The 25038-nt window shown below is 76.3% G+C and carries 21 protein-coding genes; 7 read left to right on the top strand and 14 right to left on the bottom strand.

Annotated elements, in window-relative coordinates; translation table 11 throughout:
* Positions 1-73: 73 nt before the first annotated feature.
* From AC1050_RS15680 to AC1050_RS15670, 3 genes are all read right to left on the bottom strand, one after another.
* Entirely contained in the window at positions 74-277 is a 204-nt protein-coding gene (locus AC1050_RS15680) for a cold-shock protein (RefSeq protein ID WP_154731012.1), read from the bottom strand.
* Positions 278-602: 325 nt separating this feature from the next.
* Complete coding sequence (locus tag AC1050_RS15675) at positions 603-1904, bottom strand: MFS transporter (protein WP_482388331.1); 1302 nt, start codon at positions 1902-1904, stop codon at positions 603-605.
* Positions 1905-1984: 80 nt separating this feature from the next.
* Positions 1985-2914: a PAC2 family protein gene (locus tag AC1050_RS15670; protein ID WP_482388330.1), complete on the bottom strand. Its 930-nt coding sequence runs from the start codon at positions 2912-2914 to the stop codon at positions 1985-1987.
* 261 nt (positions 2915-3175) lie between these two features.
* Here AC1050_RS15670 and AC1050_RS15665 point away from each other — a divergent pair, with 261 nt between their 5' ends.
* The 4 genes from AC1050_RS15665 (at position 3176) to AC1050_RS15650 (ending at position 9554) form a co-directional block, all read left to right on the top strand.
* On the top strand, positions 3176-5407 hold the full coding sequence (locus AC1050_RS15665; RefSeq protein ID WP_482388329.1) for a HelD family protein: 2232 nt from the start codon (positions 3176-3178) through the stop codon (positions 5405-5407).
* Positions 5408-5495: 88 nt separating this feature from the next.
* The gene (serA, locus tag AC1050_RS15660) at positions 5496-6692 is read left to right on the top strand and encodes a phosphoglycerate dehydrogenase (protein ID WP_482388328.1); all 1197 of its coding nucleotides are present in this window, start codon (positions 5496-5498) and stop codon (positions 6690-6692) included.
* A 29-nt stretch (positions 6693-6721) separates the two neighbouring features.
* Positions 6722-7771: an aldo/keto reductase gene (locus tag AC1050_RS15655; RefSeq protein ID WP_482388327.1), complete on the top strand. Its 1050-nt coding sequence runs from the start codon at positions 6722-6724 to the stop codon at positions 7769-7771.
* Between the two features lie 85 nt (positions 7772-7856).
* Complete coding sequence (locus AC1050_RS15650; RefSeq protein ID WP_482388326.1) at positions 7857-9554, top strand: AMP-binding protein; 1698 nt, start codon at positions 7857-7859, stop codon at positions 9552-9554.
* 66 nt (positions 9555-9620) lie between these two features.
* Here AC1050_RS15650 and AC1050_RS15645 read toward each other — a convergent pair whose 3' ends face one another.
* From AC1050_RS15645 to AC1050_RS15635, 3 genes are all read right to left on the bottom strand, one after another.
* Entirely contained in the window at positions 9621-11645 is a 2025-nt protein-coding gene (locus AC1050_RS15645; protein ID WP_482388325.1) for a S9 family peptidase, read from the bottom strand.
* Positions 11646-11700: 55 nt separating this feature from the next.
* A complete protein-coding gene (gene nrdR / locus AC1050_RS15640) occupies positions 11701-12231 on the bottom strand; it encodes a transcriptional regulator NrdR (RefSeq protein WP_482388324.1) in 531 nt (176 codons plus the stop codon).
* Between the two features lie 439 nt (positions 12232-12670).
* Positions 12671-12922, bottom strand: coding sequence for a LysM peptidoglycan-binding domain-containing protein (locus AC1050_RS15635; RefSeq protein ID WP_482388323.1), 252 nt, complete (start codon positions 12920-12922; stop codon positions 12671-12673).
* Between the two features lie 415 nt (positions 12923-13337).
* Between AC1050_RS15635 and lexA the strand changes: the two genes are divergently transcribed.
* Positions 13338-14096 (top strand): transcriptional repressor LexA, encoded by a 759-nt coding sequence (gene lexA, locus AC1050_RS15630; RefSeq protein WP_482388322.1) that lies wholly within the window; start codon positions 13338-13340, stop codon positions 14094-14096.
* Positions 14097-14150: 54 nt separating this feature from the next.
* Here lexA and AC1050_RS15625 read toward each other — a convergent pair whose 3' ends face one another.
* Positions 14151-15227 (bottom strand): aminotransferase class V-fold PLP-dependent enzyme, encoded by a 1077-nt coding sequence (locus tag AC1050_RS15625; RefSeq protein WP_482388321.1) that lies wholly within the window; start codon positions 15225-15227, stop codon positions 14151-14153.
* 81 nt (positions 15228-15308) lie between these two features.
* Between AC1050_RS15625 and AC1050_RS15620 the strand changes: the two genes are divergently transcribed.
* On the top strand, positions 15309-16295 hold the full coding sequence (locus AC1050_RS15620) for a LysR family transcriptional regulator (RefSeq protein ID WP_482388320.1): 987 nt from the start codon (positions 15309-15311) through the stop codon (positions 16293-16295).
* Between the two features lie 6 nt (positions 16296-16301).
* Here AC1050_RS15620 and AC1050_RS15615 read toward each other — a convergent pair whose 3' ends face one another.
* The 3 genes from AC1050_RS15615 to hflX all read right to left on the bottom strand — a co-directional run bounded on the left by AC1050_RS15615 (position 16302) and on the right by hflX (position 21067).
* Positions 16302-17273, bottom strand: a complete 972-nt coding sequence (locus AC1050_RS15615; RefSeq protein ID WP_482388409.1) for an L-lactate dehydrogenase — start codon at positions 17271-17273, stop codon at positions 16302-16304.
* Between the two features lie 99 nt (positions 17274-17372).
* Positions 17373-19538, bottom strand: coding sequence for an ATP-dependent DNA helicase (locus tag AC1050_RS15610; protein WP_482388319.1), 2166 nt, complete (start codon positions 19536-19538; stop codon positions 17373-17375).
* A 29-nt stretch (positions 19539-19567) separates the two neighbouring features.
* The gene (gene hflX, locus AC1050_RS15605; protein WP_482388408.1) at positions 19568-21067 is read right to left on the bottom strand and encodes a GTPase HflX; all 1500 of its coding nucleotides are present in this window, start codon (positions 21065-21067) and stop codon (positions 19568-19570) included.
* Between the two features lie 180 nt (positions 21068-21247).
* Between hflX and AC1050_RS15600 the strand changes: the two genes are divergently transcribed.
* Positions 21248-21859 (top strand): class I SAM-dependent methyltransferase, encoded by a 612-nt coding sequence (locus AC1050_RS15600; protein ID WP_482388318.1) that lies wholly within the window; start codon positions 21248-21250, stop codon positions 21857-21859.
* A 7-nt stretch (positions 21860-21866) separates the two neighbouring features.
* Here the strand turns inward: AC1050_RS15600 and AC1050_RS15595 are convergent, their stop codons facing one another.
* Genes AC1050_RS15595 through AC1050_RS15580 form a run of 4 tightly spaced genes read right to left on the bottom strand, consistent with a single transcriptional unit; the run spans position 21867 to position 24958 of the window.
* On the bottom strand, positions 21867-22184 hold the full coding sequence (locus AC1050_RS15595; RefSeq protein ID WP_482388317.1) for a thioredoxin family protein: 318 nt from the start codon (positions 22182-22184) through the stop codon (positions 21867-21869).
* 40 nt (positions 22185-22224) lie between these two features.
* The gene (gene dapF, locus AC1050_RS15590) at positions 22225-23217 is read right to left on the bottom strand and encodes a diaminopimelate epimerase (protein ID WP_482388316.1); all 993 of its coding nucleotides are present in this window, start codon (positions 23215-23217) and stop codon (positions 22225-22227) included.
* Positions 23214-24170 (bottom strand): tRNA (adenosine(37)-N6)-dimethylallyltransferase MiaA, encoded by a 957-nt coding sequence (gene miaA / locus AC1050_RS15585; protein WP_482388315.1) that lies wholly within the window; start codon positions 24168-24170, stop codon positions 23214-23216. The genes dapF and miaA overlap by 4 nt, the downstream gene beginning before the upstream one ends.
* Positions 24167-24958: a hypothetical protein gene (locus tag AC1050_RS15580; protein WP_482388314.1), complete on the bottom strand. Its 792-nt coding sequence runs from the start codon at positions 24956-24958 to the stop codon at positions 24167-24169. The genes miaA and AC1050_RS15580 overlap by 4 nt, the downstream gene beginning before the upstream one ends.
* Between the last annotated feature and the right edge of the window lie 80 nt (positions 24959-25038).

The following is a 25038-nucleotide window of genomic DNA, read 5'->3' as shown; positions in this document are numbered from 1 at the left end:
GCGGACGAGGCCGCACCCCCAGGGGGATGCGGCCTCGTCGGCTCGGGCGCTCGCGAGGAGCGGTCCGATCAGATCAGAGCGGGCGGACCTGCTCGGCCTGGGGGCCCTTGGGGCCCTGCGTGATCTCGAACTCCACGCGCTGGCCCTCCTCGAGGCTGCGGTAGCCCGAGGAGTCGATCGCGGAGTAGTGCACGAAGACGTCGGCGCCGCCGCCGTCCTGGGCGATGAAGCCGTAGCCCTTCTCAGCGTTGAACCACTTGACAGCACCCTGTGCCATGTTCTTGTCCTTCTGTCCATCCGGTGACGGGCCGGGACCTCGTGCCCCGGACCGTGCCGCAATGCCTATCCCGCGTCCTGCACCGGGTGGACCAGCCGGATGGCTGGAGGGTGCCGGCCAGGTCCCCGAGAGGCTCCCGCCCGACGCCGGTCAAGCGTCAGTACGTCACTGCAACACGGCGATCTTCTCACGCAGGTCAGCGACGCGCCACGCTTCTTCACCAGGGCATTCGCGCTCGGAGACAACGATCCGGTCACGGTGCGGTCACAGGACGACGACACCGACCAGGTGGTCGGGAGGCCGCGAGCGCCGCCCGCACGCGCCGTCAGACGGCCAGGCCGGGGTGCGCCCGGCGCGCGCTGCGCCGGCCCAGGAGCATGCCCGCGACGCCGACGACCCACGGCACGGCGACCACGGAGAACGCCGCGCGGAACGCGTCCAGGTCGCGGGCGCCGCCGCCGACGCGGTCGAGCACCAGCCCGATCGCGAGCATCGTGAGCAACGCCCCGACGAAGCCGCCGGTGTTGACGAACCCGGTCGCGGTGCCGAGCCGGCTCGGCGGCGTGCAGGACCGGGCGACGTCGAACGCGATCAGCGAGGTGGGACCGCCGACGGCGACGACGACCACGAACACGGCGAGCACACCCAGCGGGACCGGGGCCGACGGCACGGTCACCGAGAGCCAGGCCAGGGCGATCGCGACGGCGGTGCCGAGCGCCAGCGGCAGCCGCGCGCCCGGCCGCCGGCCGACCAGCAGCCCGATCAGCGGACCGGCGACGACGGCGGCGACGACGTTGAGGGTGAGCAGCGCGCTGGCCTCACCGGGGGTCCGCCCCTGGCCCTCCACGAAGAACGCGAACCCCCACAGCAGCACGACGACGTGGTTGCTGAACTGCCCGGTGAAGTGCATCCAGAACCCGAGCCGCGCGCCGGGGTCGCGGAGCACCGCCGGCAGCGCCCCGGGCTCGCGCGGGGCCCGGGCCGGCGCCGGGCGCCAGCGGCGGCGCAGCAGCCCCACGCGGCGTCCGCGGTCGGCGGCGAGGACCGCGGTCCCCGGGTCGGCGGGCGCGTCCCGCACCACGACGAGCACCGCGATGGTCGCGACGACGCCGACCGCGGCCACCGACAGGAAGGTGGTCCGCCAGCCCTCGGCGTGCAGCAGCGCGACTACCGGCACGGCCGACAGCACCTGGCCGAGCTGGCCGAGGCTGCCGGTCAGCTGGGTCATCACGGGGACGCGCCGGGCCGCGAACCACGCGGGCACCAGGCGCACGACCGACACGAAGGTGAGCGCGTCCCCGGCGCCCACCAGCATCCGCCCGACCAGGACCCAGGAGGCGGACGGGGCGAGAGCGAGCACCACCTGCCCGGCCGCCATGCCGGCGGCGCCGGACGCGACGAGCACGCGCGCGCCGTACCGGTCCAGCAGGACGCCGACCGGGACCTGGAGCAGCGCGTACACGACGAGCTGCGCGACGGCCACGGCCGCGAGCGCCGCGGAGGACACCCCGAACAGGGCGCTGACCTCGAGCGTGGCGACGCCGAACGACGACCGGTTGAGGATCGCGACGACGTACGCGCCGACCGCGACGGACCAGACGAGGAAGGCGCGGCGGTCGGAGGTCACGTGGAGCCATTCTGCCCGCTCCCGGGACCCCGTCCGCCGCGCGCTCGCCGGGCGGGAGCCGCCCGGAGGTCGTCAGCCCGTCAGGAGCCGTCCTCGCGCTGCTCGGCGAGGAACCGCTCGAACTCCTCGCCCAGCTCGTCCGCCGTCGGGAGCCCGGAGGTCTCCGCGAGCAGGCTGGGCCGGCCGATGTTGCGGGTGAACGCGTCGTACTGCTGCTCCAGCGCCTGCACCACGGTGGCGACCTCGGGCGAGTCCTCCACCTGGCGCTCCACCTCCAGCAGCGTCTCCTCCGCCGCGGCGGTCAGGGCGCCGAGGTCGAGCTCGAGGCCCGCGGCGCGCTGGACGTGCTCCAGGCCGGTGATGCTGGCCTGCGGGTACGGCGACTGGGCCAGGTAGTGCGGCACGTGCACCGCGAAGCCCATCGCGTCGTGGCCGGACTGCCCGAGGCGGATCTCCAGCAGCGAGCCGGCGTCCGCGGGCACCTGCACGGTGCCGAACCACGAGGTGTAGTCCGCGACCAGCTCGGGCCGGTTGGCGTGCGCGGTCACCGACAGCGGCCGCGTGTGCGGGATGCCCATCGGGATGCCGTGCAGGCCGACGGTCAGCGGCACGTCGAACCGCTCGACGATCTGGCGGACGGCGGCGGCGAACCGCTCCCACTGCACGTCCGGCTCGACGCCGTGCAGCAGCAGGAAGGGCACGCCCGAGGTGTCGCGGACCAGGTCGATGGCGAGCTCCGGCTCGTCGTACTCGCCCCAGTGGTCGCCGTCGAACGTGACGGTGGGCCGGCGGGAGCGGTAGTCGAGCAGCTGGTCGACGTCGAAGGTCGCGAGCCGCTCGGACGGCAGCTGCTCGGTGAGGTGCTCGGCCGACAGCCGGCCGGCGCCGCCCGCGTCGACGAAGCCGCGGACGGCGTGCACGAGCACGGGCCCGCTGCCGCCCGCCGACCGCGCCTCGACCTCGGCGGCGACCGCCGGGTCGACGGCGTAGATCTCGCTCGGGTCCAGCATGGGTCCTCCTGGTGGTCACGGTGCGTGCCGCCTCACGGCGGCTTCCACAGGGCACAACACCACGGGGCGCCGGTGTCTTCCCGCAGGCCGGCCGCGCGTCGCGGAGTGGCGCACGTCGCCCCCGGGACGGGGTGACACGAGGCCCCCCGGATGGCGGATAATGGACGGCTGCTCGCGCCGGGAGGCCGCGCGGGCGACGGGCGCAGGCGGGGGCACGACCGCTGCCGGGCGCCCCGCGGGGTCGAGGCGACAGGAGCACGCGTGGGCGGGATCGAGGCGCAGCTGGCGGCTGAGCAGGTGGTCGTGGACGGGCTCTACGCGCGGCTCGACGAGCTGCGGGCGACCACCCGCAGCCGCCTGGCGGAGGTCCGCCGGGTCGGGCCGTCGGGCTCGCCGCAGAACCGCTCGGAGCGGGACGCGTTCGCCACCCTCTACGAGGACCGCCTGGCGCGGCTCGAGGCCGTGGAGGACCGGCTCGCGTTCGGCCGGCTCGACCTGAGCGAGGGCGGCCGGCGGTACATCGGGCGCATCGGCCTGAACGACGCCGAGCACGTCTCGATCCTCACCGACTGGCGCGCGCCCGCCGCCCAGTCGTTCTACCGCGCGACCTCGGCGCAGCCCGACGGCGTGGTGCAGCGCCGGCACCTGGTCACCCGCGGGCGCCGGGTGACCGGCCTCGAGGACGAGATCCTCGACCTGGCGGTGCTCGCGGACGCCGACGCCGCCGAGCGGCTCGGTGCGCTGTCCGGCGAGGGCGCGCTGCTCGCGGCCCTCGCGGCGCGGCGGACCGGGCGGATGGGCGACATCGTCGCGACGATCCAGGCGGAGCAGGACGCGATCATCCGCGCGGAGCTCGCGGGCGCCCTGGTCGTGCAGGGCGGACCCGGCACGGGAAAGACGGCCGTCGCGCTGCACCGCGCGGCCTACCTGCTCTACGCGCACCGCCGGGTGCTGGAGCGCTCCGGCGTGCTGCTGCTCGGCCCGAGCCGCACCTTCCTGCGGTACATCGACCAGGTGCTCCCCTCGCTCGGCGAGACGGGCGTGGTGTCGACGACCGTCGGCGAGCTGTACCCGGGGCTGGTCGCGACCGGCGCGGAGTCGGACGAGGTCGCCGAGATCAAGGGCCGCCTGGTGTGGCGCCGGATCATCGAGCGCGCCGTGCGCCAGCGGCAGCGCGTGCCCGACCAGCCGACCTCGGTGACGATCGACGGCCGCACGATGGTCGTCCGGCCGAACGACGTGCGGTCCGCGATCGCCCACGCGCGGCGTGGCCACCGGCCGCACAACGAGGCCCGGGTGACGTTCGTGCGCGACATGCTCGGTCGCCTGGCCGAGCAGTACGTGAGCCAGCTGGGCTGGTCGGTCGCGCCGGACGAGCGCGGGGAGATCGTCGAGGAGCTGCGCACCACGCGGGAGATCCGGATCGCGCTCAACCTCGCGTGGATGCCGCTCACGCCCCAGGGCCTGGTCGCGGGGCTGCTGTCGAAGCCCGCCCGGCTGGAGGCCGCCGCGCCGGAGCTGTCCGCGCACGAGCGCGCCGCCCTGCTGCGTGCCGCGGACGCCCCGTGGACCGAGGCCGACGTGCCGCTGCTCGACGAGGCCGCGGAGCTGCTGGGCGAGGACGACCAGGCCTCGCGTGCGCAGGCCCAGCAGGACGCGGCCCAGCGCGCGCAGGAGCTGGACTACGCCCGGCAGGTGCTGCAGCAGTCCGGCGGCGGGCTGGTCTCCGCCGAGCTGCTCGCGGACCGGTTCGCCTCCAGCGGGCCGGCGCTCACCACCGCCGAGCGCGCCGCGGCGGACCGCACCTGGACGTACGGCCACGTGGTCGTCGACGAGGCGCAGGAGCTCTCGCCCATGGCGTGGCGGATGGTGCTGCGCCGGGTGCCGACCCGCTCGCTCACGGTCGTCGGCGACGTCGCGCAGACGTCGACGTCGGCGGGCACGCGGGACTGGGCGAGGACGTTCGACCGGATGCTGTCCGGGGGCTGGCGGCTGGCCGAGCTGACGGTCAACTACCGCACGCCCGGGACCGTCGTGGAGGTGGCCGAGCGGGTGGGCCGCGCGGCCGGTCTCCCGCTCACCGCGGCGACCTCGGCGCGCGACGTCCCCGACGCCCTGCAGGTCGAGCAGGTGGACCCGGCGGCGGTGCCCGAGGTGGTCGCCCGGCACGCCGCCGCCGCGCTCGACGCGGTGCGGGACGCGAGCGGCGCCGGGCGGGTGGCCGTCATCGCCGCCCCCGAGGCGCTGCCGGACCTGGCCCGCGTGCTGCCGGACGCCGGCGTGACGCGCGGCGGTGCCCCCGACCTGGACGCGCCGCTGACGCTGATGACCCCGACCCAGAGCAAGGGCCTGGAGTTCGACGCCGTCGTCCTGGTCGAGCCGGCCGACGTGCTCAAGGGCGGTGCCGGCGACCTGTACGTGGCGATGACGCGCCCGACCCGGGCGCTGCACGTCGTGCACGCCCGGCCGCTGCCCGCCGGCTGGGAGGGCTGAGGCGGCCGGGGCCCCGCCGGGAGGGTCACGGGTGTCCGAGGACCGGGACCGGCTTGGACCGGGCGACGACGAGGCGCACCATAGGGGCGTGCTACGCGCCCTGCTGCTCGAGAACCTGCATCCCCAGGCCCGGACCATCCTCGAGGCCGCCGGCTACGAGGTCGTCACGCGCTCCGGCGCGCTCGACGAGTCCGAGCTGGTCGAGGCCCTGCAGGGGGTGCACCTGCTGGGCATCCGGTCCAAGACCCAGGTCACCGAGGCCGTGCTCGACGCCGCGACCGACCTGGTCGCCGTCGGCGCCTACTGCATCGGCACCAACCAGGTGGACCTGCACGCGGCGGCGTCCCGCGGCGTCGCGGTGTTCAACGCCCCGTTCTCCAACACCCGCTCGGTGGTGGAGATCGCGCTGGCCGACATCATCGCGCTGACCCGCCGGCTCACCGTGCTCGACCGGTCGATGCACGACGGCGTGTGGAACAAGTCGGCCGACGGCGCCCACGAGGTGCGCGGCCGCACGCTCGGCATCGTCGGCTACGGCAACATCGGCACCCAGCTGTCCGTGCTCGCCGAGAACCTCGGCATGTCGGTCGTGTTCTACGACACCGCCGAGAAGCTCGCGCTCGGCAACGCCCGCCGCGCCGAGACGCTGGACGAGCTGCTGGACGTCGCCGACATCGTCACGCTGCACGTGGACGGCCGCAGCGGCAACGCCGGGCTGTTCGGGGCGAAGCAGTTCGCCCGGATGCGCGAGGGCGCGATCTTCCTCAACCTGTCCCGCGGGTTCGTGGTCGACTACGCCGCGCTGCGGGACGCGGTGCTCGCCGGGCACGTGGCCGGTGCGGCCGTGGACGTGTTCCCGGTCGAGCCCAAGCGCAAGGGCGACCCGTTCGAGTCGGAGCTGCGCGGCCTGCCGAACGTGATCCTCACCCCGCACACCGGCGGGTCCACCGAGGAGGCGCAGGAGGCGATCGGCCAGTTCGTGTCGAACAAGCTCCGGGACTTCATGACCACGGGCACCACCATGCTCAGCGTCAACCTGCCGAACCTCACGCTCGAGCACCGCCCCGGCGTGCACCGCCTCACCTACCTGCACCGCAACGTGCCGGGCGTGCTGGCGGCGGTCAACCAGACGCTCGCGGAGCACGGCGCGAACATCGAGGGCCAGCTGCTCGCGACCCGCGGCGAGGTCGGCTACGTGGTCACGGACGCCGTCGCCGTCGAGAGCGCGGTCGTCGAGGCCCTGCGCGCCCGCCCGGAGACGATCCGCCTGCGCGTCGTCGACTGACGCCGCGGGCGGCGGCTACGGTCGGGGTCGTGCAGCACGCCGACCCCGACCGCCACGCCCGTCTCCCCCTGCGCCGCGCCGGCCGCACGGGGCTCGACCTGCCCGCGGTGACGCTCGGGCTCTGGCAGAACTTCGGCGACGCCACGCCGTTCGCCGACCAGCGCGCCCTGGTGCTGCACGCCGTCGACCTCGGCGTCGTGCACCTGGACCTGGCCAACAACTACGGGCCGCCGCCCGGAGCCGCCGAGGCGGGCGTCGGGCGGCTGCTCGCGTCCGACCTGCGGTCGCACCGCGACGAGCTGCTCATCGCCACGAAGGCCGGGTACCGCCAGTGGCCCGGTCCGTACGGCGAGTTCGGCTCCCGCAAGTACCTGCTGGCGTCGCTCGACCAGTCGCTGCGCCGGCTCGGCACCGACCACGTCGACGTGTTCTACAGCCACCGGTTCGACCCGAGCACGCCGCTCGAGGAGACCATCGGTGCGCTCAAGACGGCCGTGGACTCCGGTCGTGCCCGGTACGCCGGGATCTCGTCGTACTCCGCCCGGCGCACGCAGGAGGCCCTGGCGGTCGCGGGGCGGATCGGGCTGCCGCTGGCCCTGCACCAGCCGTCGTACTCGATGCTCAACCGCTGGGTCGAGCGCCCGGACCCCGAGGCGGGCGGCGCGAGCCTGCTCGACGTGGCGGCCGGGGCGGGACTCGGGGTGGTCGCGTTCTCCCCGCTGGCCCAGGGGATGCTCACCCGGAAGTACCTGGACGGCGTGCCCGCGGACTCGCGCGCCGCGCGGGGCGGGCCGCTGCGGCCGGAGTACCTGAGCGACGACAACCTGGCCCGCGTGCGCGCGCTCGCCGCGGTCGCCGAGGCACGCGGGCAGTCGCTCGCGCAGCTGGCGATCGCCTGGGTGCTCCGCGACCCGCGCGTGACCTCGGTCGCACTCGGCGCCCGCACCCCCGAGCAGCTGACGGAGAACCTCGCGGCCGTGCACGGGCCGGCGCTCACCGACGCCGAGCTCGCGGAGATCGAGTTGCACGCGGTCGACGCGGGCATCAACCTGTGGGCGTCCCGCTCGTCCGATCTGTGAGGACCTGCGTCGGCGCGGTACCCGGTGCGCGGTTGCCTCAGGCTACGCACACGTAAGTTACGGCTGCGTAGGTTACGGTGACCTCGTGACTGCATTCACGCGACCCTGGCACGACTCCTACGCCCCCGGTGTCCCCGCCGAGGTGACGGTGCCCGACGAGTCCCTGCTGGCTGCGCTCGACCGCGCCGCGGCGACCTGGCCCGAGCGGGTCGCCGTCGACTTCATGGGCGCGGCCACCACGTACGCCGACCTGGCCCACGCCGTCGCCCGCGGGGCGACGGTGCTCCGCGACCTCGGCGTGGGTGCCGGCGACCGCGTGGCCATCGCGCTGCCCAACTGCACGTCGCACGTGGTCGCGTTCTACGCGGCCCTGCGCCTGGGCGCCGTGGTCGTCGAGCACAACCCGACGTACACCGCGGCCGAGCTCGAGCACCAGCTCGCCGACTCGGGCGCGACCGTCGCCCTGATCTGGGAGAAGGCGGTGCCCGCGGCCCTGGAGGCGCAGCCCGCCACCGCCGTGCGCACCGTCGTCGCGGTCGACGTGTCCGCCGACCTGCCGCGGGTCAAGCAGCTCGCGCTGCGGCTGCCGCTGCCCGCGGCCCGCCGCACCCGCGCCGCGCTGCGCAGCACCCCGCCGGCCGGCACGCCCGTCTGGCACCGCCTGGTCGCGGACGCCGCGCCGCTGGCCGCGGACCACCCCCGCCCGGGAGCGCAGGACGTCGCGCTGCTGCAGTACACCGGCGGCACCACCGGCACGCCGAAGGCCGCCGTGCTCACGCACCGGAACCTGGTGGCCAACGCGGTGCAGGGCCAGGCCTGGACCCAGGCGGAGCCCGGTACCGAGACGATCTACGGCGTCCTGCCGTTCTTCCACGCGTTCGGGCTCACGCTGTGCCTGACCTACGCGACCCGGGTCGGCGCGACGCTCGTCGCGTTCCCCAAGTTCGACCCGGAGTCGGTGCTCGCGGCGCAGCGCCGCCGCCCCGGCACGTTCCTGCCGGCGGTCCCCCCGATGCTCGACCGGCTCGCGGCCGCCGCCGAGCAGAGCAAGGGCGCCGACCTCACGTCGTTCCGCTACGCCATCTCCGGCGCGATGTCGCTGTCGCCCGAGACCGCGGCGCGCTGGGAGCGGGCGACCGGGGGGCTCGTCGTCGAGGGCTACGGCATGACCGAGACCTCCCCCGTCGCGCTCGGCAGCCCGCTGTCCCCCGCCCGCCGGCCCGGCGCGCTCGGCCTGCCGTTCCCCAGCACCGACATCCGCGTGGTCGACCAGAACGACCCCACCCGCGAGGTCGCGCCGGGCGAGCAGGGCGAGCTGCTGATCCGCGGCCCGCAGGTGTTCTCCGGCTACTGGGGCCGCCCCGAGGAGACCGCCGACCAGCTGCTCGAGGACGGCTGGCTGCGCACCGGCGACGTGGTCCGGCTCGACGAGGACGGCTTCGTCGTCCTGGTGGACCGGATCAAGGAGATGATCGTGACCGGCGGGTTCAAGGTGTACCCGTCGCAGGTCGAGGACAAGCTCCGCAGCATGCCGGGCGTCCGCGACGTCGCCGTGGTCGGCCTGCCCGGCGGCGACCTCGGCGAGAAGGTCGTCGCCGCGATCGTCACCGAGCTCGGCGCGCACGTCGACCTCACCGCGGTCCGCGAGTGGTGCGACGCCCGCCTCGCGCGCTACGCCGTGCCGCGCGAGCTGGTCATCCTCACGGAGCTCCCGCGGTCGCAGATCGGGAAGGTCCTGCGGCGCGTGGTCCGGGACGACCTGCTCGCGGGCGGTACCGCCTGACCCGACCGGTCTCGCGCACGCACGACGAAGGCCCGCACCGACCGGTGCGGGCCTTCGTCGTGCGGCTCAGGCGACGGGGAGCGTCCGGCTCCACCAGTCGAGCACGTGCTCGAACCGGACCAGGCGGTGCTGCGGGCGGCCCGAGCGGGTCAGCTCGTGCCCCTCGCCCGGGAACAGCAGCAGCTCGGCGGGCACGCCGCGGCGCTTGAGCTCCACGAACCAGCGCTGGCCCTGCTCGACGGGGCAGCGCCAGTCCTGCTCGGAGTGGATCACCAGGGTCGGGGTCGTCACCTGCGCGACGTGCGCCATCGGCGACTGCGCGGCCACCGCGGCACGGGATGCCTCGTCGTCGCCGTCGCCCAGGTACTCCAGGCCGAAGAACCACCCGATGTCGCTGGACCCGACGAAGCTGACCGGGTCGAGGAACCCGCGCTCGACGATCGCCCCGACGAACCGGTCGGTCCGGGTGGTCAGCCACGCGGTCAGGTAGCCGCCGTACGAACCGCCCATGACGCCGACGCGGTCGCCGTCCAGGGCCGGGTCCTCCAGCGCGGCGTCCAGCAGCGCCAGGACGTCGTCGGTGTCCACCGTGCCGAACCCGTGCCGGATGGCCGAGCCGTGCGCCGAGCCGTAGCCGGCCGAGCCGCGCGGGTTGCCGTACACGACCGCGTAGCCCGCCTCGGCGAGGGTCTGCACCTCGTCGAACAGGGCGACCGTGTACTGCGCGTACGGGCCGCCGTGGATCATCAGGATCGTCGGGTGCGGTCCGGCGAACCGCTCCGGGTCCGGCGTGACGACCCAGCCGTGCACCGGGTAGCCGTCCGGGGCCGTCGCGGTCAGCTCGCGCGGCTCGCGGACCCGGCCCGTGGCACGCAGCGCGGCGGACCAGTCGGTGAGCGCCCGGGTCTCCCCCGTGGCGAGGTCGACCGCGTGCAGGTCGCCCGAGGTCAGCGGTCCGGCGACCGTGACCGCGGCGACCGGGGCGGCGGCCGCGGCGGCGACGCCGTGCACGGCGACGGTCCCGGCCACGAGGTCCCGGGTGGAGCCGTCGGCGCGGTGCTCCCGCAGCACGACGGTGCCGCGGTGCAGCACGCCGGCGAGGACGCCGTCCGCGGTGACCGCGAAGGTGCCGGGGTCGAGGTCGACGGCCTCCTCGTCGGTCAGCCGGGTGGGCGCACCGGCGGCCGCGGGCACGCCGTCGCCGGTGGTGAGCGGCAGCCGGTACAGGCCGGTCTGCCGGGCGACGAAGTCGCGACCGGTCGGCCCCATGTCCTGCGCCAGCAGCCAGAGCGCGGTGCCGTCGGGGCTCGGCAGCACCGCGGCGACGGCCAGCGTGCTGCCGGCGTCCGCGTCCGTCAGCGGGCGCAGCGCGTGGTCGGCGTCGGGAGCCGTGTCCACGACGACCGCGTCGCTGCGCAGGTCCGCGTCCTTGGCGGCGTGCCGGGCGGCCACGGCGGCGACGAACCGGCCCCCGGGCAGCCAGGCGACCTGCTCCACGTCGGTGTCGCCGGCGGTGACCTGACGGGACCCGGCCGCGACGTCCTCGTCCGCGGCGACGGCGCGCTCGGCCGGGTCCGCCGGCACGTCGACGACGAACAGCTGACGCCGCTTGTCCCGGGTGAAGCCCACGCCGTCGTGCCGGTAGGGCAGCTCGGTGATGTGCCGCGGCCGCTCGGCCCCCGGCTCGCCATCCGCCGTGTACCGGCCCTCGTCGGGGACGCGCGCGAGGTACGCCAGGACGGTGCCGTCGGGCGAGAACCGCGCGGTCTGGACGCCCAGCGGGGCGTCGGTCAGGCGCACCGGCTCACCGCCCGCGGCCTCGACCAGGTGCAGCTGCGGCCGGCCCTTCGGCTCCGCGCGCAGGAACGCGACCCAGCGCCCGTCGGGCGAGACCTGCGGGTCGGAGTCCCGGTGGCCGCGCGTGAGGCGGACCGGCGGGGCGGACGCGTCGGTCGCGACCCGCCAGAGCTGGCCGGTGTACTCGTCGGAGTCCAGGTCGGGCGCGGTACGCGCCACGACGGCGAACGAGCCGTCGGGGGCGAGCGCGGGGGTGCCGGGTGCGTGCAGGAGCGAGAGGTCAGCTGGGATCACGCACTCGACCGTAGTACGCGCCGACCGCACCGGTGGGGCGACCCGCGCAGCGGCGTCAGGAGGCGACGGGTCCCGCGCCGTCCTCGTCGTCGGGCTCGGGGGCCGCGTCCGTGCCGGCGCGCCGGGCGGCGTCGGCCACCTCGTTCTCCGCGCGGAGCACGGTGATGGCGGCCTCGAAGTCGTCCAGCGAGTCGAACGCCTGGTACACGCTGGCGAACCGCAGGTAGGCGACCTCGTCCAGGTCTCGCAGCGGGCCGAGGATCGCGAGCCCGATCTCGTAGGCGTCGAGCTCGGCGCTGCCGCTCGCGCGCAGCGTCTCCTCGACGCGCTGCGCCAGCACGGCGAGGTCGTCGTCGCTCACCGGGCGGCCCTGGCAGGCCTTGCGGACGCCGTTGACGATCTTCTCCCGGCTGAACGGCTCGGTCGCCCCGGACCGCTTCACGACCGACAGGCTGGCGGTCTCGATCGTGGTGAAGCGGCGGTTGCACTGCGGGCACTGCCGGCGCCGGCGGATGGACAGACCGTCGTCCGAGGTGCGCGAGTCGACGACGCGGGAGTCGGCGTGGCGGCAGAACGGGCAGTGCATGGGGCGCCTCCTCCAAGGGGGTCGTCGCCGCGGCGGGCCGACGGCAGCTGCGCCGCGCCCGTCCGGACGACCGGGACACGGTAGGGCCCCCGCGCGCCACGACGCAACACGGCTCGGCGCCACGACCGAGGCCGGGCAGACGACGAGGGTGGCCGCTGGTGCGGCCACCCTCGTGGGGACGCCCCCGTCCCGTCTCGTCCGCGACGACTCGCCTCGCGCGGACGGTTGCTGCACGCCTCCGTGCCGGGCCCGAGAGCCACGACGACGATGCGTCCCTCGTGGCGAGCCCCCCAGCCAGCCGTTCGAGGTGGCACCACACTAGAGGCGGCCGTCGCAATTACGCAAGCAGCGAGTGTCGTAATCCGGTGAGCCGGCGCCGTGGCCCTCACCAGCACCTCCGTGGTGCCACCGGGGCGGCCGTCCGGGGCGGAGTCCGCGGTCAGTCCGCCGGGATCACCAGCACCTGGCCGGCCTGGAGCGAGCCGTCGGCCAGCCCGTTGAGGTCCTGCAGCGAGCGGACGACGTCCCGCACGTCCTCGCCGGGCGCGGCGACCGTCGACGCGATCTGCCACAGCGTCTCGCCCGCCATCACCGCGTGGGTCGTCACCTCGGTCGCCCGCTCGGGACCGTCGGCGACCGCGCGGCCGCCGACGGCACCGCCGAGCACGACCGCCAGGCCGAGGAGCACCACGACGACGCGGCCCCGTCGGGTCAGGTGGAGCCGACCCTGCGGCGCCGACCCCGCCCGGCGCGCATCCCCGTCGCGCCGGACGGGCGCCTGCGGGCGCGCCGGACGGAAGGAGCCTGCACGGGTCCCCGAGGTGATCCCCGGGTGTGCTGCGACCGCGCTCATCTCCACCACTTCCCTCCTGGGCCGCCCTGCGGCCCGGTCGAACGTGTGTTCGTTCGAACGTCTGTACGATGCTGCCACGACTCGCCGCCGATGTCGAGACACGATCGAACAGGTGTTTGAAACCACCGGCCCCGCGCCCTACGCTCGTCGACGTCGGGTACAGCGCACCACGAGGCACTGACACGCCCGCCCGACAGGTCGCCCGCGACGGACGCGTGGGCGCTCTGACCAGGGCGGACGGACGGGAGCGGACATGACCAGCGACGGAACGGGCGCCGCGGCGGGCACGACGGCGGGAGCCGGCCCGGCGGCCACGGGCGCCTCCGTGGTCGACCTCGGGGACGGCGACGGCCTCACGCCGCGCCAGCGGCTCGTGCTCGAGACGGTGCGCGCCTCCGTCGAGTCGCGCGGCTACCCGCCGAGCATGCGCGAGATCGGCGACGCGGTCGGCCTCACCAGCCCGTCCAGCGTCAAGCACCAGCTCACCGCGCTGGAGCGCAAGGGCTTCCTGCGCCGCGACCCCAACCGGCCGCGCGCGATCGAGGTCGTCCAGCCCGACGACTCCCGCGGGGTCGCCACGCTGCCCGGCGCGCTCGGCATCGGCGACGAGGACTCCGCGGCGCGCGACGGCGCGCCCGAGGCGGCCTACGTGCCCGTGGTCGGCCGCATCGCCGCCGGCGGGCCGATCCTCGCCGAGCAGCTGGTCGAGGACGTGTTCCCGCTCCCCCGCCAGCTGGTCGGCGCCGGTGAGCTCTTCCTGCTCAAGGTGGTCGGGGACTCGATGATCGAGGCCGCGATCTGCGACGGGGACTGGGTGGTCGTCCGCCGCCAGCCCGTCGCCGAGAACGGCGAGATCGTCGCCGCGATGCTGGACGGCGAGGCCACCGTGAAGACGCTCAAGCGCGCGGACGGGCACGTGTGGCTGCTGCCGCAGAACGCCGCGTACTCCCCGATCGACGGCGACCACGCCGAGGTGCTCGGCCGCGTCGTCTCCGTGCTCCGCAGCCTCTGACCCGCGGCCGGGGCGCGCCGCGCGCCGCGCCCCGGGGCACGTCCCGGGGCCCGGTCAGGTCCCGGGCGCGGGCACCGTCCGTGCGGCCAGCGCGGCCAGCGCGGCCAGGGCGCCGTCGACGTCGGCGGCGTCGTTCCAGGCGTGGAACGCCAGCCGCACCCGGCCGGCCCGCCCGGCGACGCGGCAGCCGGCGCGCTCCAGGTCCGCCCGCAGGGCGCCGTCCGGGTCGGGCAGGGTGACGATCGCGCTGCCGCCCGGCGCGAGGCCGAGCCCGGCGCGGAACGCGTCCGCCAGCCCGACGGCGTGCGCCTGCACCGCGTCGGGGTCGACCCCGTCGAAGGCGGCCAGCGACTCGGCCGCCCCGAGCCAGGCCTGCCAGGCGGGCGAGACGTCGAACCGCCGCGCGTCGCCCGCCAGTCGCATCTGCGGCCCGTAGCACGACGCCCAGGGGTCGTCGCCGGCGTACCAGCCGGCCTGGGTCGGCAGCAGGGCCTCCTGGACCTGCTCGCGGACGGTCAGGAACCCCGTGCCGCGCGGCGCGCACAACCACTTGTACGCCGCGGTGACGCTGACGTCGTACCGGCCGGCGTCCACCCGGAGCCAGCCCGCCGCCTGGGTGAGGTCGCACAGCGTGCGGGCCCCGACCGCCCGGGCCGCGGCCAGGACCGCGTCGTCGTCCAGCACCGCGCCCGTGGCCGACTGCACCAGGGAGTAGGCGACCAGGTCGGCGCCCGCCAGCACCTCCGCGGCCAGGCGGTCGGCGGGGACGTGCCGGACCTCCAGCCGGGGCCCCTGCGCGAGGAACGGGAACACCACCGAGCTGAAGTCGCCGGCCACGCAGACCACCCGGGCGCCGTCCGGGAGCGAGGCCGCGACGACCGACGCCATGGCCGACACCTGGGACCCGATGGCGACCCGGTCCGCCGTCACACCGACGAGCGCGGCGAACCGGCTGCGCGCCGCCGCGACCGCGGCCTCGTAGCGGGGCACGTCGATGCCGCCACCGCCCCACCGGTCCAGGTCCGCCCGCAGCGCCTGCACCGTGCGCCGCGGGGCGACCCCGGCGGTGGCGGCGTTCAGGTACCCGGGTGCGGGGTCGAACTCGCGGCGGAGGTCGTCGAGGGAGCGCATGCCCCTACGGTCGTCGCCCGCGGCCCATGCGTGCAACGGCCAGTCCGTTCCCGACGCATGCACGGGGCTTATCGTTCGGGCATGCCCCGCACGCTCGACGCCGCCGCGCTCCGCCTGGTCCGCACCGTGCACGAGACGGGCAGCGTCACCGCCGCGGCCCGGGCGCTGGGCCTCACCCAGCCCGCGGCGAGCCAGCAGCTGCGCGCGGTCGAGCGGACGATCGGCACACCGGTCGTGCTGCGTGCGGGGCGCGGCGTGCGCCTGACGGATGCCGGGCTGGTTCTGGCACGGAACGCGGCGGCGGTGCAGCAGGCGCTGGACGCGACGCTGGAGGAGGTCGCGGCCGTGGCCAGCCTGCGGGCGGGCCGGGTCCGGGTCGCCGCCTTCCCCTCCGCCGCCGCGACGCTGCTGCCCGCCGCGCTGGCCGCGCTGCGCGAGGAGCACCCCGGCCTGGGGGCGACGTTCGCCGAGGCGGAGCCGCCGGAGGCCCTGGCCGAGCTGGCCGCGGGGCGGGTCGACCTCGCGCTGACGTTCCGCGAGGCCGGGGCCCCCGCCGGGCTCGACCGCCCGGACCACCGGGCGCCGCTGCACCGGGTGCCGCTGCTGCGCGACGAGGTGCTGGTCGTCCTGCCGGCCGCGGACGGCCGCGAGCCGGGATCGCCGGTGGAGCTCGCTCACCTGGCCGACCGGCCGTGGATCGCCGGCTGCCCGCAGTGCCGGGCGCAGCTGGTCGGCACCTGCGCCCGGGCCGGGTTCGCCCCGCGGGTGGACTTCGCCACCGACGACTACCCCGCCGTGCTCAGCCTGGTCCGCGCGGGGCTCGGCGTCGCGACTCTGCCGGGCCTGGCGCTCGCCGCGCTGCCGCACCCGGGCGTGACCGTGCACCCGGCGCGGCCCGGGACCGCCCGCGTGGTCGAGGCGGTCACCGCGCCGGGCGCCACCCGGATCCCGGCGGTCGCCGCCGCGCTCGAGGCGCTGCAGCGGGCCGCCGCGGCCCTGGCCGGGCCGGGGCAGCCGCACGTCCGGCCGGCCCGCGCACGACGCGGCGAGCCGGCCGACGCGACCTGACGGACGTCAGAGGCCGAACCGGCGGGCGACCGCGCGCAGCTGCTCGCCCGAGCGCCGCAGCCCGGCCAGCTCGTCCGTGGACAGCGGCACCTGCAGCCGCTCGCCGACGCCCGAGCGCCCGACCACCGACGGCACGGACAGGCAGACGTCGCTGATGCCGTGGTAGCCCTCCAGCAGCGAGGACACGGGGAGGATGCGGCGCTCGTCCTTGACGATCGCCTCGATGATCCGGGAGCCCGCCAGCGCCACGGCGTAGTTGGTGGCGCCCTTGCCGGCGATGATCCGGTAGGCCGACTCGACGACCTCGCGGGCGATCGACTCGCGCACCTCGTGGGTCAGCGGCACGTGCCCCTCGATGGCGTTCCAGTCCAGCAGCGGGACGCCGCCGATGGTCGCGGACGACCACAGGGGCAGCTCGGTGTCGCCGTGCTCGCCCGCGATGTACGCGTGCACGTTCTGCACCGCGACGCCGGTGTACTGCGCGATCAGGTAGCGCAGCCGCGAGGAGTCCAGCACCGTGCCGGACCCGAACAGCTGCGTGGGAGGCAGGCCGGAGACCTTCAGCGCCGCGTAGGTGACGATGTCCACCGGGTTGGTCACCATCACGTAGACGGCGTTCGGGGCGACCTCGACGAGCGACGGCAGGATCTTCTTGACCAGCGAGATGGTCGCCTCGGCCAGGTCGATCCGGGTCTGCCCCGGCTTCTGCTTGGCGCCCGCCGTGACCATGACGACGTCGGCGTCGGCGCAGGCGGCGATGTCGTCCGAGCCGATCACCTCGGCCATCGGCATGAACTGGATGCCGTGCCCCAGGTCGAGCGCCTCGGCCTCCACCTTGGCCTTGTTGATGTCGTACAGGACGACGCTCCGCGCGGCGCCCCGCATGAGCGCCGCGTAGGCCATCGTGGACCCGACGGCGCCCGCGCCGACCACGGCCAGCTTGGTGGTGCGCCGGGGCGCCACCGCGGTGCCGGTCAGTCCGAGCTCGTCGCCCTCGACGTCGTCTACCTGCTCGCTCACAGCGGTCCCCTTCGTTGCCCGCGCCCCGGTCGGCGCGCTGGTCACGAGGCTAGCGCGTCAGGCCGACGGGGTCTCCGCGAGCCGCCGCAGGGCGCCGAGCGCGACCTCCCGGTCGGTGGTGCGCCAGAACGCCGGCAGCGACCGGGCCAGGTACTCGCCGTACCGGGCGGTGGACAGCCGCGGGTCCAGCACCGCGACCACGCCGCGGTCCGACGTCGAGCGGATCAGCCGGCCCGCGCCCTGGGCCAGCAGCAGCGCGGCGTGCGTGGCGGCGACCGACATGAACCCGTTGCCGCCCGAGGCCGCGACCGCCTCCGAGCGGGCCGACTTGACCGGGTCGTCCGGGCGCGGGAACGGGATCCGGTCGATGATGACCAGCTGGTTGGCCCGGCCCGGGACGTCGACCCCCTGCCACAGCGACAGCGTGCCGAACAGGCAGGTCGCCTCGTCCTCGGCGAACTGCCGCACGAGGGTCGGCAGCTGGTCCTCGCCCTGCACCAGCACCGGGACGTCCAGCCGCTCGCGCATCGCCTCCGCCACGGCCACCGCCGCGCGCCGGGAGGAGAACAGCCCGAGCGTGCGCCCGCCCGCCGCGGTCACGAGCGCCTCGATCTCGTCCAGCTGGGCGTCGGTGGCGGGCTCGCGGCCGGGCGGCGGCAGACGCCGCGCGATGTACAGGATCCCCTGCCGGGGGTAGTCGAACGGGCTGCCGACGTCCACCCCGTGCCAGGGCAGGGTCGTCGTGGCGGTCCCCGAGGACGGGGCCGGCACCGGCACGTCGAGCGCGTCGGACGTGCCCTCGCTGCCGCCGGGCGCCGCGACCGCCACGGTGGCCGCCGACGCCGTCGCCGCGGCCGCCTCCGCCGCCCCCTCCAGACCGATGCTGCGCGCCATCGCCCGGAACTCGCCGCCCAGGCTCAGGGTGGCCGAGGTGAGCACGGACGCCCGTCCGGTCAGCAGGTTCGTGCGGATCAGGCCGTTCACGGCCAGGGGCGCCGCGTACAGCCGGGTGGCGCCGTCCCGCTCGCCGCGGGAGCACCACAGCACCGTGTACCGCTGCTCGTCGGGCCCGGCGGCCATCCGCTCGGCGACCTCGAACAGCGCGAGGACGGCGGAGCTGGCGATCTTCAGGCCGGAGTCCGCCGGCGCGGCCTCGCCCGCCGCGGGCTTCTCCGGACGCAGGTCCGACAGCAGCCCGCGGGCGGCGTCCCGCACCATCGCGACGGCCTGGCGGGTGCCGTCGGGCAGCCCGTGGGTGAACCGGCCCTCGGGCAGGTGGATCAGGGCGGCACCGAGCGCGGCCGCCGCGCCGTCGAGCTCGGTGGTGGTGATGCCGCCGTGCCGGCGGGCCATCCGGCCGGCGTGCTCGACGGAGCCGACCGACAGCTCGGCCGTCGACTGCGCGGTGACGCGGTCGGCGAGCTCGTGCGCCTCGTCGACCACCAGCACGTCGTGCTCGGGCAGCACGTGCGTCGACCCGGACGCGGCGATGCCGAGCATCGCGTGGTTGGTGACCACGACGTCGGCGGACCGGGCGGCGGCCTTCGCGCGCTCGGGGAAGCACTCCTCCAGCAGCGGGCACTTCTGCCCGAGGCACTCCAGCGAGGTGACCGACACCTGCCGCCAGGCGCGGTCGCCGACTCCCGGCACCAGGTCGTCCCGGTCGCCCGTGTCCGTGCTGTCCGCCCACTCGCGCAGCCGGACCACCTGGGCGCCGAGCGCCTCCTTCTCGGGGACGGCGCCGTCGGCGCCCTCGGCGCCCCCGGCGGGCTCGGTCGGCGACGGGTGCTCGGCCGCCCCGCGGTCCCCGAGGTCGAACAGCATCCCCTGGTCGTCCGGCGGGTAGCCGCCCGACGTCTTGTGCACGCAGACGTAGTTGTGCCAGCCCTTGAGCAGCGCGACCCGCGGGGCGCGCGGCAGCTCGGGGGCGAGCGCGTCGGCGACCAGCGGCAGGTCCCGGGTCATCACCTGCCGCTGCAGGGCGAGCGTGGCGGTCGAGACGACCACGCGCTCGTCCTTCAGGACGGCGTGCCGGACCGACGGCACCAGGTAGCCGAGCGACTTCCCGGTACCGGTGCCGGCCTGCACCATGAGGTGCTCGCCCTTCTCGATCGCCTCGGCGACCTCGCGGGCCATCCGGCGCTGCCCCTCGCGGGGCGACCCGCCGAGCGCCGCGACCGCCACGTCGAGCAGGTGGTCGACGTCGGGAGCGGGATCGGGCACCCGGACAGGGTAGTCGGGTCCGGCGACCCCTAGCGCACCTCGACGGCCGCCGCCGCGAGCTCCGTGGCGAGGCCCTCGTCCACGCGGCCGCGCAGCGCGGTGCCCTGCGGCGTGTGCTCCTCGAGGTCGATCTCGCCCGACTCGTGCACCCGGTGCACCAGGTCGCCGCGGTCGTACGGGATCACGACGTCGACGCTCACCCCCGGGCGGGGCAGCTGGTCCGCGATGACGGCCTGCAGCTGCTCGATGCCCTCGCCGGTGTGCGCCGAGACCACCACCGCACCGTGCTCGCGGGACCGCAGCCGCGCGAGCGCCTCCGGCTCCGCCAGGTCGGCCTTGTTGAGGATGATGATCTCGGGCACGTCCATGGCGCCGGGGATGTCCGCGAACACGTGCCGCACCGCCGCGATCTGGCCCTCGGGGTCCGGGTGCGAGGCGTCGACCACGTGCAGCACAAGGTCCGCGTCCGCGACCTCCTCCAGCGTCGAGCGGAACGCCTCGACCAGCTGGTGCGGCAGGTTCCGGACGAAGCCCACCGTGTCGGCCAGCGTGTACACGCGGCCGTCCGCGGCCTGCGCGCGCCGGACGGTCGGGTCCAGCGTGGCGAACAGCGCGTTCTCCACCAGGACGCCCGCGTCGGTGAGCCGGTTGAGCAGCGAGGACTTGCCCGCGTTGGTGTACCCGGCGATCGCGACCGACGGGATCGCGTTCTTCTTCCGGGACGCGCGCTTGGTCAACCGCGCGGGCTCCATCGCGGCGATCTCCCGGCGCAGCTTGGCCATCCGGTCGCGGATGCGCCGGCGGTCCAGCTCGATCTTGGTCTCACCGGGTCCGCGCGAGCCCATGCCCGCACCGGCGCCGCCGACCTGGCCACCGGCCTGCCGGGACATCGACTCGCCCCAGCCGCGCAGGCGCGGCAGCAGGTACTCCAGCTGCGCCAGCTCGACCTGGGCCTTGCCCTCACGGGACTTGGCGTGCTGGGCGAAGATGTCGAGGATCAGCGCCGTGCGGTCGACGACCTTGACCCGCACCACGTCCTCCAGCGCACGGCGCTGGGACGGGGCGAGCTCGCCGTCGACGATCACGGTGTCGGCGCCGACCGCCGCGACGAGGCCCGCCAGCTCCGCGGCCTTGCCGGAGCCGAGGTACGTGCCGGGGTCCGGGTTCTGCCGGCGCTGCAGCAGGCCGTCCAGCACCTCGGAGCCCGCGGTCTCCGCCAGCGCCGCGAGCTCGCGCAGCGAGATCTCGGCCGTCTGCTGGGTGGTGCCGAGCGGGCCCCAGAGGCCGACCAGCACGACGCGCTCCAGGCGCAGCTGCCGGTACTCGACCTCGGTGACGTCCTGCAGCTCGGTCGACAGCCCGGCCACGCGACGCAGCGAGGTGCGCTCCTCGAGGTCCAGCTGATCGCCGTCGTACGACGTGTGGACGGTGTCGCCGTCGTGCACCGCCGTGCCCGCCCGCGCGAGCACGCGTGCCACGACGTCGTCGGCGACCCGCTGGGCGTGCCGCGCGGCCTGCTGCGCGTCCACCTCGGTCTCCTCGGGGGCGTCCTGCTCGCGCGTCGTGGGGTCCTGGGGCTCGTTCAAGAGGTTCCTTCTCGGGTCGATCTCCGGGCGGGCGTCGGTGCCGTCCGGGTCCCAGTGTCGCGCGCCGCGAGGCCGGGCGCGAGGCAATTCGCCACCGGCGGACGCCCCGGTAGGGTCGCGGGCGTGACCGGCACCGAGCACTACTTCACCGCGGAGCCCGCCTCCCCCGACGAGCGCCGCACGCGCGCCGTGCACCTGGCCGGCCAGGACGTCGAGGTCGAGACCGCCGGCGGCGTGTTCTCCCCCGACCACCTGGACGGCGGCACCGAGGTGCTGCTCCGGCACGTCCCGCAGCCGCCGCCGGACGGGCCGCTGCTCGACCTCGGCTGCGGCTGGGGCCCGGTCGCCCTCAGCCTGGGTCTGCTCGCCCCGCACGCGCCGGTGTGGGCGGTCGACGTCAACGAGCGCGCCCTCGACCTGACCCGGCGCAACGCCGCGCGCCTGGGGCTCGGGCACCTGCGCGCGGTGCGCCCGGAGGACGTGCCCGACGACGTGCGGTTCGCCGCGATCTGGTCGAACCCGCCGATCCGCGTGGGCAAGGAGACGCTGCACGCGATGCTCCGGCAGTGGCTGCACCGCCTGCTGCCGGGCGGCGAGGCGTACCTGGTGGTCGCGAAGAACCTCGGGTCCGACTCGCTGCTGCGCTGGCTGGCCACCGAGCTGGCCGGGACGGCCCAGGTCGACCGGGTCGCCACGGACCGCGGGTTCCGGGTGCTGCGGGTCGTCCGGGCCTGAGGGCGCCTCAGCCGACCGCGCCCACGGCCGCGCGGGCCTGGGCCAGGCTCGGCACGCCGGTGGCGCGTGCCACCGGTGCGCCCGCCGCGTCGAGCACGACGACCGTCGGCGTCTCGGTGATCGCGAACCGGGTCGCCAGGTCGGCGCGGTGCGCGACGTCGACCTCGACGTGCGCGACGCCGTCCGTGGTCGCCACGACCCGCTCCAGCACCCGGCGGGTCGCCCGGCACGGCGCGCAGAAGCCGGAGGAGAACTGGACGAACGTCGCCGACGCGCCCAGCGGCTGGCGCAGCGCGGCGGCGTCGAGGGGGGCGTCGGGGGTCACGACGGGCACAACGCCCGCGGCGGGTCCCGCTGTTCCCGGATCAGGCGCCCGGTGCGCCGAGCGTGCCCAGCGCGTCCAGGTCGACGTCGAGGTCGGCCAGCAGGACGGCCGGCCCGGCGAGCTCCACGTGCCCGTCGGGCAGGACCGCGACCCGGACGGTGCCGCCCGGCACGTCGACCAGCCAGACGTCCGGCGCCTCGGGGCCGGCCCACGCCCGCACGGCGAGCGCCGCAGCGCACGCGCCGGTGCCGCAGGACCGCGTCTCCCCCACGCCGCGCTCGTGCACGCGCATCCGCGCCCGGCCCAGCACCGTGCCGTCGGCCGCGCGCTCCTCGCCGAGCGGGACCACCAGCTCGACGTTGGTGCCGTGCGGCGGCACGGGCTGCACCCGGGGGGCACGGGTCAGGTCGGCGGCGGCGAGCTCGGCGGCCCCGGGCAGCGCCAGCACCGTGTGCGGGTTGCCCACGTCGACGCTCAGCGCGGGGCGCACCACGTCCAGACCGGCCACGTCGACCTCCGCGTCGAACCCGGCGGCGGCCGCCTCGGGCCCGCCGGGCAGGTGCCACGGACCCATGTCGACGGCGTACCAGGCCTCGCCGGCCGGGCCGGCGACCGCGCGCACCCGGCGCACGCCGGCGCGGGTGCCGAGCACGAGCTCGCCCCGGGCGGGGTCCCACAGCCCGAGCGCCTGCGCGTACGCGGCCACGACGCGCACGCCGTTGCCGCACATCTCGGCGATCGAGCCGTCCGCGTTGCGGTAGTCCATGAACCACTCGGCGGCCGGGTCCACGGCGAGCACCGCCGCCCCCTCCGGCAGGTCGGCGCTCGCGACGAGCCGGATCACGCCGTCGCCGCCGACACCGGCCCGGCGGTCGGCCAGCGCGCGCACCAGGTCCGCGTCCAGGGCGGTGCCGTCCCGGCCGTCGAGCAGCACGAAGTCGTTCTGCGTCCCGTGGCCCTTGGTCACCCGCAGCGCACGGGCGGCGTCGGCGGTGGCGGGCGCCGGGCGCGGCGCGGTGGCGGGGGCGGTCATGACCCCAGACTACGGCGCGGCGCCGGGTCGTCCGTGGCGGGGGCGAGGGTGCCCGCGTCCGCGGCGGCGACCAGGTCGAGCGCACGCCCGACCAGGTCCGGGTCGCGCGCGTCCAGCCAGTGCACGCGCGGGTCCCGCCCGAACCAGCCCATCTGCTTGCGTGCCAGCCGCCGGGTGCCCGCGACCACCTGCGCGCGGGCCGCGTCCTCGGTCAGCTCGCCGCGCAGCGCCGCGAGCACCTCGGCGTAGCCGACGGCGCGGGACGCGGTGCGCCCGATCCCCCGCCCGGCCAGGCCGCGCACCTCCTCGACGAGGCCCGCCGCCCACATCCGGTCCACCCGGGCCTCGACCCGCTCGTCCAGCACCGCCCGGTCGCAGTCCAGGCCGATCTGCACGGCGGGGACCTCGTAGTCGTGCCCGGGCAGGTTCGCGGAGTACGGCGCGCCGGTCAGCGCGATCACCTCCAGCGCGCGGACGATCCGGCGGGCGTTGCGCGGGCCGATGCCCTCGGCGGCGACCGGGTCCAGGCGCGCGAGCTCCGCGTGCAGCGCCCGGGCCCCCTCGGCCTCGACCCGCGCCTCGAGGGCGGCCCGGACCTGCGGGTCGGTGCCCGGGAACTCGATCCGGTCCAGCAGCGCCCGGACGTACAGGCCGGAGCCGCCGACGGCCACGGGGCGGTGCCCGCGCGCGGCGATCTGCTCGATCGCGGCCCGGGCGTCGCGCTGGTAGTCGGCGACGGAGGCGTCCTCGTGCGGGTCCAGCACGTCGAGCAGGTGGTGCGGCACGCCCCGGCGCTCCGCCGGGGTCAGCTTGGCGGTGCCGATGTCCAGGCCCCGGTACAGCTGCATGGCGTCGGCGTTCACCACCTCCCCGTCGAGGTGCTCGGCCAGGGCGAGCCCCAGGTCGGACTTGCCGGTCGCGGTCGGACCGACCACGGCGACGACGACGGTCAACGGGGCTCCTCGGGTGCGGTGCGGGTGATGGCGCCGGGGGTGGCGACGGGCGTGGTGGCGGGCGTGACGGTCCAGGCGACGACGGCGTGCTGCGCGCCGGCCAGGACCTCGGCGTGCCGGGTGGTGACCTCGACGGCGCCGTCCGGGACCTGCCCCAGCGCCACGCGCCACGGTCCCGCGCCGGAGATCGCGAGGTCCCGTGCGGCGTCCGGGCCCAGCCGGTCGAGCGCGGCCGCGAGCGCCGCGGGCCCGTCGCCGAGCGCCGCCAGCAGCGCGGCGTCGGCCGCCGGAGCGCGGGGGTCGTCGGCGAGCGGCGCGTCCGGGCCGTGCCGCGCGCTGAGGGACCCGACGACGACCAGCAGGCCGAGGTCGTCGAGGGAAGGTCGCGCCGGCGCCGGGCCGCCGTCGGCACGGTCGACCTCGTGCACGTCGACCGGGGCGCGGACCCCCGCGGCGTGCAGCATGACGAGGGCGGTGGACGCCGCGACGTCGGCGCGCCGGGCGGGCGGGCCGTCGAGGGCACCGGTGCCCGGTCCCCCGGGCCGCTGACCGGCCCGGCCGTCCAGGGGGCCGGGGTCCAGCCCGGCGGCGCCGAGACCGAGCCCGACGGGGTGCCTCAGCGCCCGGGTGCGCCGACCCGGTGCGACGACGAGGACGCGCCCGTCCACGTCGGCGGTGCCCAGCGCCGCGAGCGCCGCGGCCCGCAGCCCGGCGGCGGGGTCGGCGAGGCCACCCGCGCCGGGGACCAGCAGCGCGGTGTCGGGCACGAACACCACGGCCAGGCTCACCACCTGACCGTAGCGCCCGCGCGCCCCGGGTCCCGCACGCGGCCCGCCCCGGGCCGGATCCTGCGCGCGATCGCCGAGAT

Source organism: Cellulomonas sp. NEAU-ZC6 (genome assembly GCF_056844425.1).
The sequence above is the reverse complement of the archived record's forward strand: the minus strand, read 5'-3'. Positions and strand labels throughout refer to the sequence as shown.

What these genes read in the sequence shown, in the direction of transcription:
- AC1050_RS15680 (WP_154731012.1), bottom strand. Translation starts at nt 277, where the DNA reads ATGGCACAGGGTGCTGTCAAGTGGTTCAACGCTGAGAAGGGCTACGGC.
- AC1050_RS15670 (WP_482388330.1), bottom strand. Translation starts at nt 2,914, where the DNA reads ATGCTGGACCCGAGCGAGATCTACGCCGTCGACCCGGCGGTCGCCGCC.
- nrdR (WP_482388324.1), bottom strand. Translation starts at nt 12,231, where the DNA reads ATGCACTGCCCGTTCTGCCGCCACGCCGACTCCCGCGTCGTCGACTCG.
- lexA (WP_482388322.1), top strand. Translation starts at nt 13,338, where the DNA reads ATGACCAGCGACGGAACGGGCGCCGCGGCGGGCACGACGGCGGGAGCC.
- AC1050_RS15625 (WP_482388321.1), bottom strand. Translation starts at nt 15,227, where the DNA reads ATGCGCTCCCTCGACGACCTCCGCCGCGAGTTCGACCCCGCACCCGGG.
- AC1050_RS15620 (WP_482388320.1), top strand. Translation starts at nt 15,309, where the DNA reads ATGCCCCGCACGCTCGACGCCGCCGCGCTCCGCCTGGTCCGCACCGTG.
- dapF (WP_482388316.1), bottom strand. Translation starts at nt 23,217, where the DNA reads ATGACCGCCCCCGCCACCGCGCCGCGCCCGGCGCCCGCCACCGCCGAC.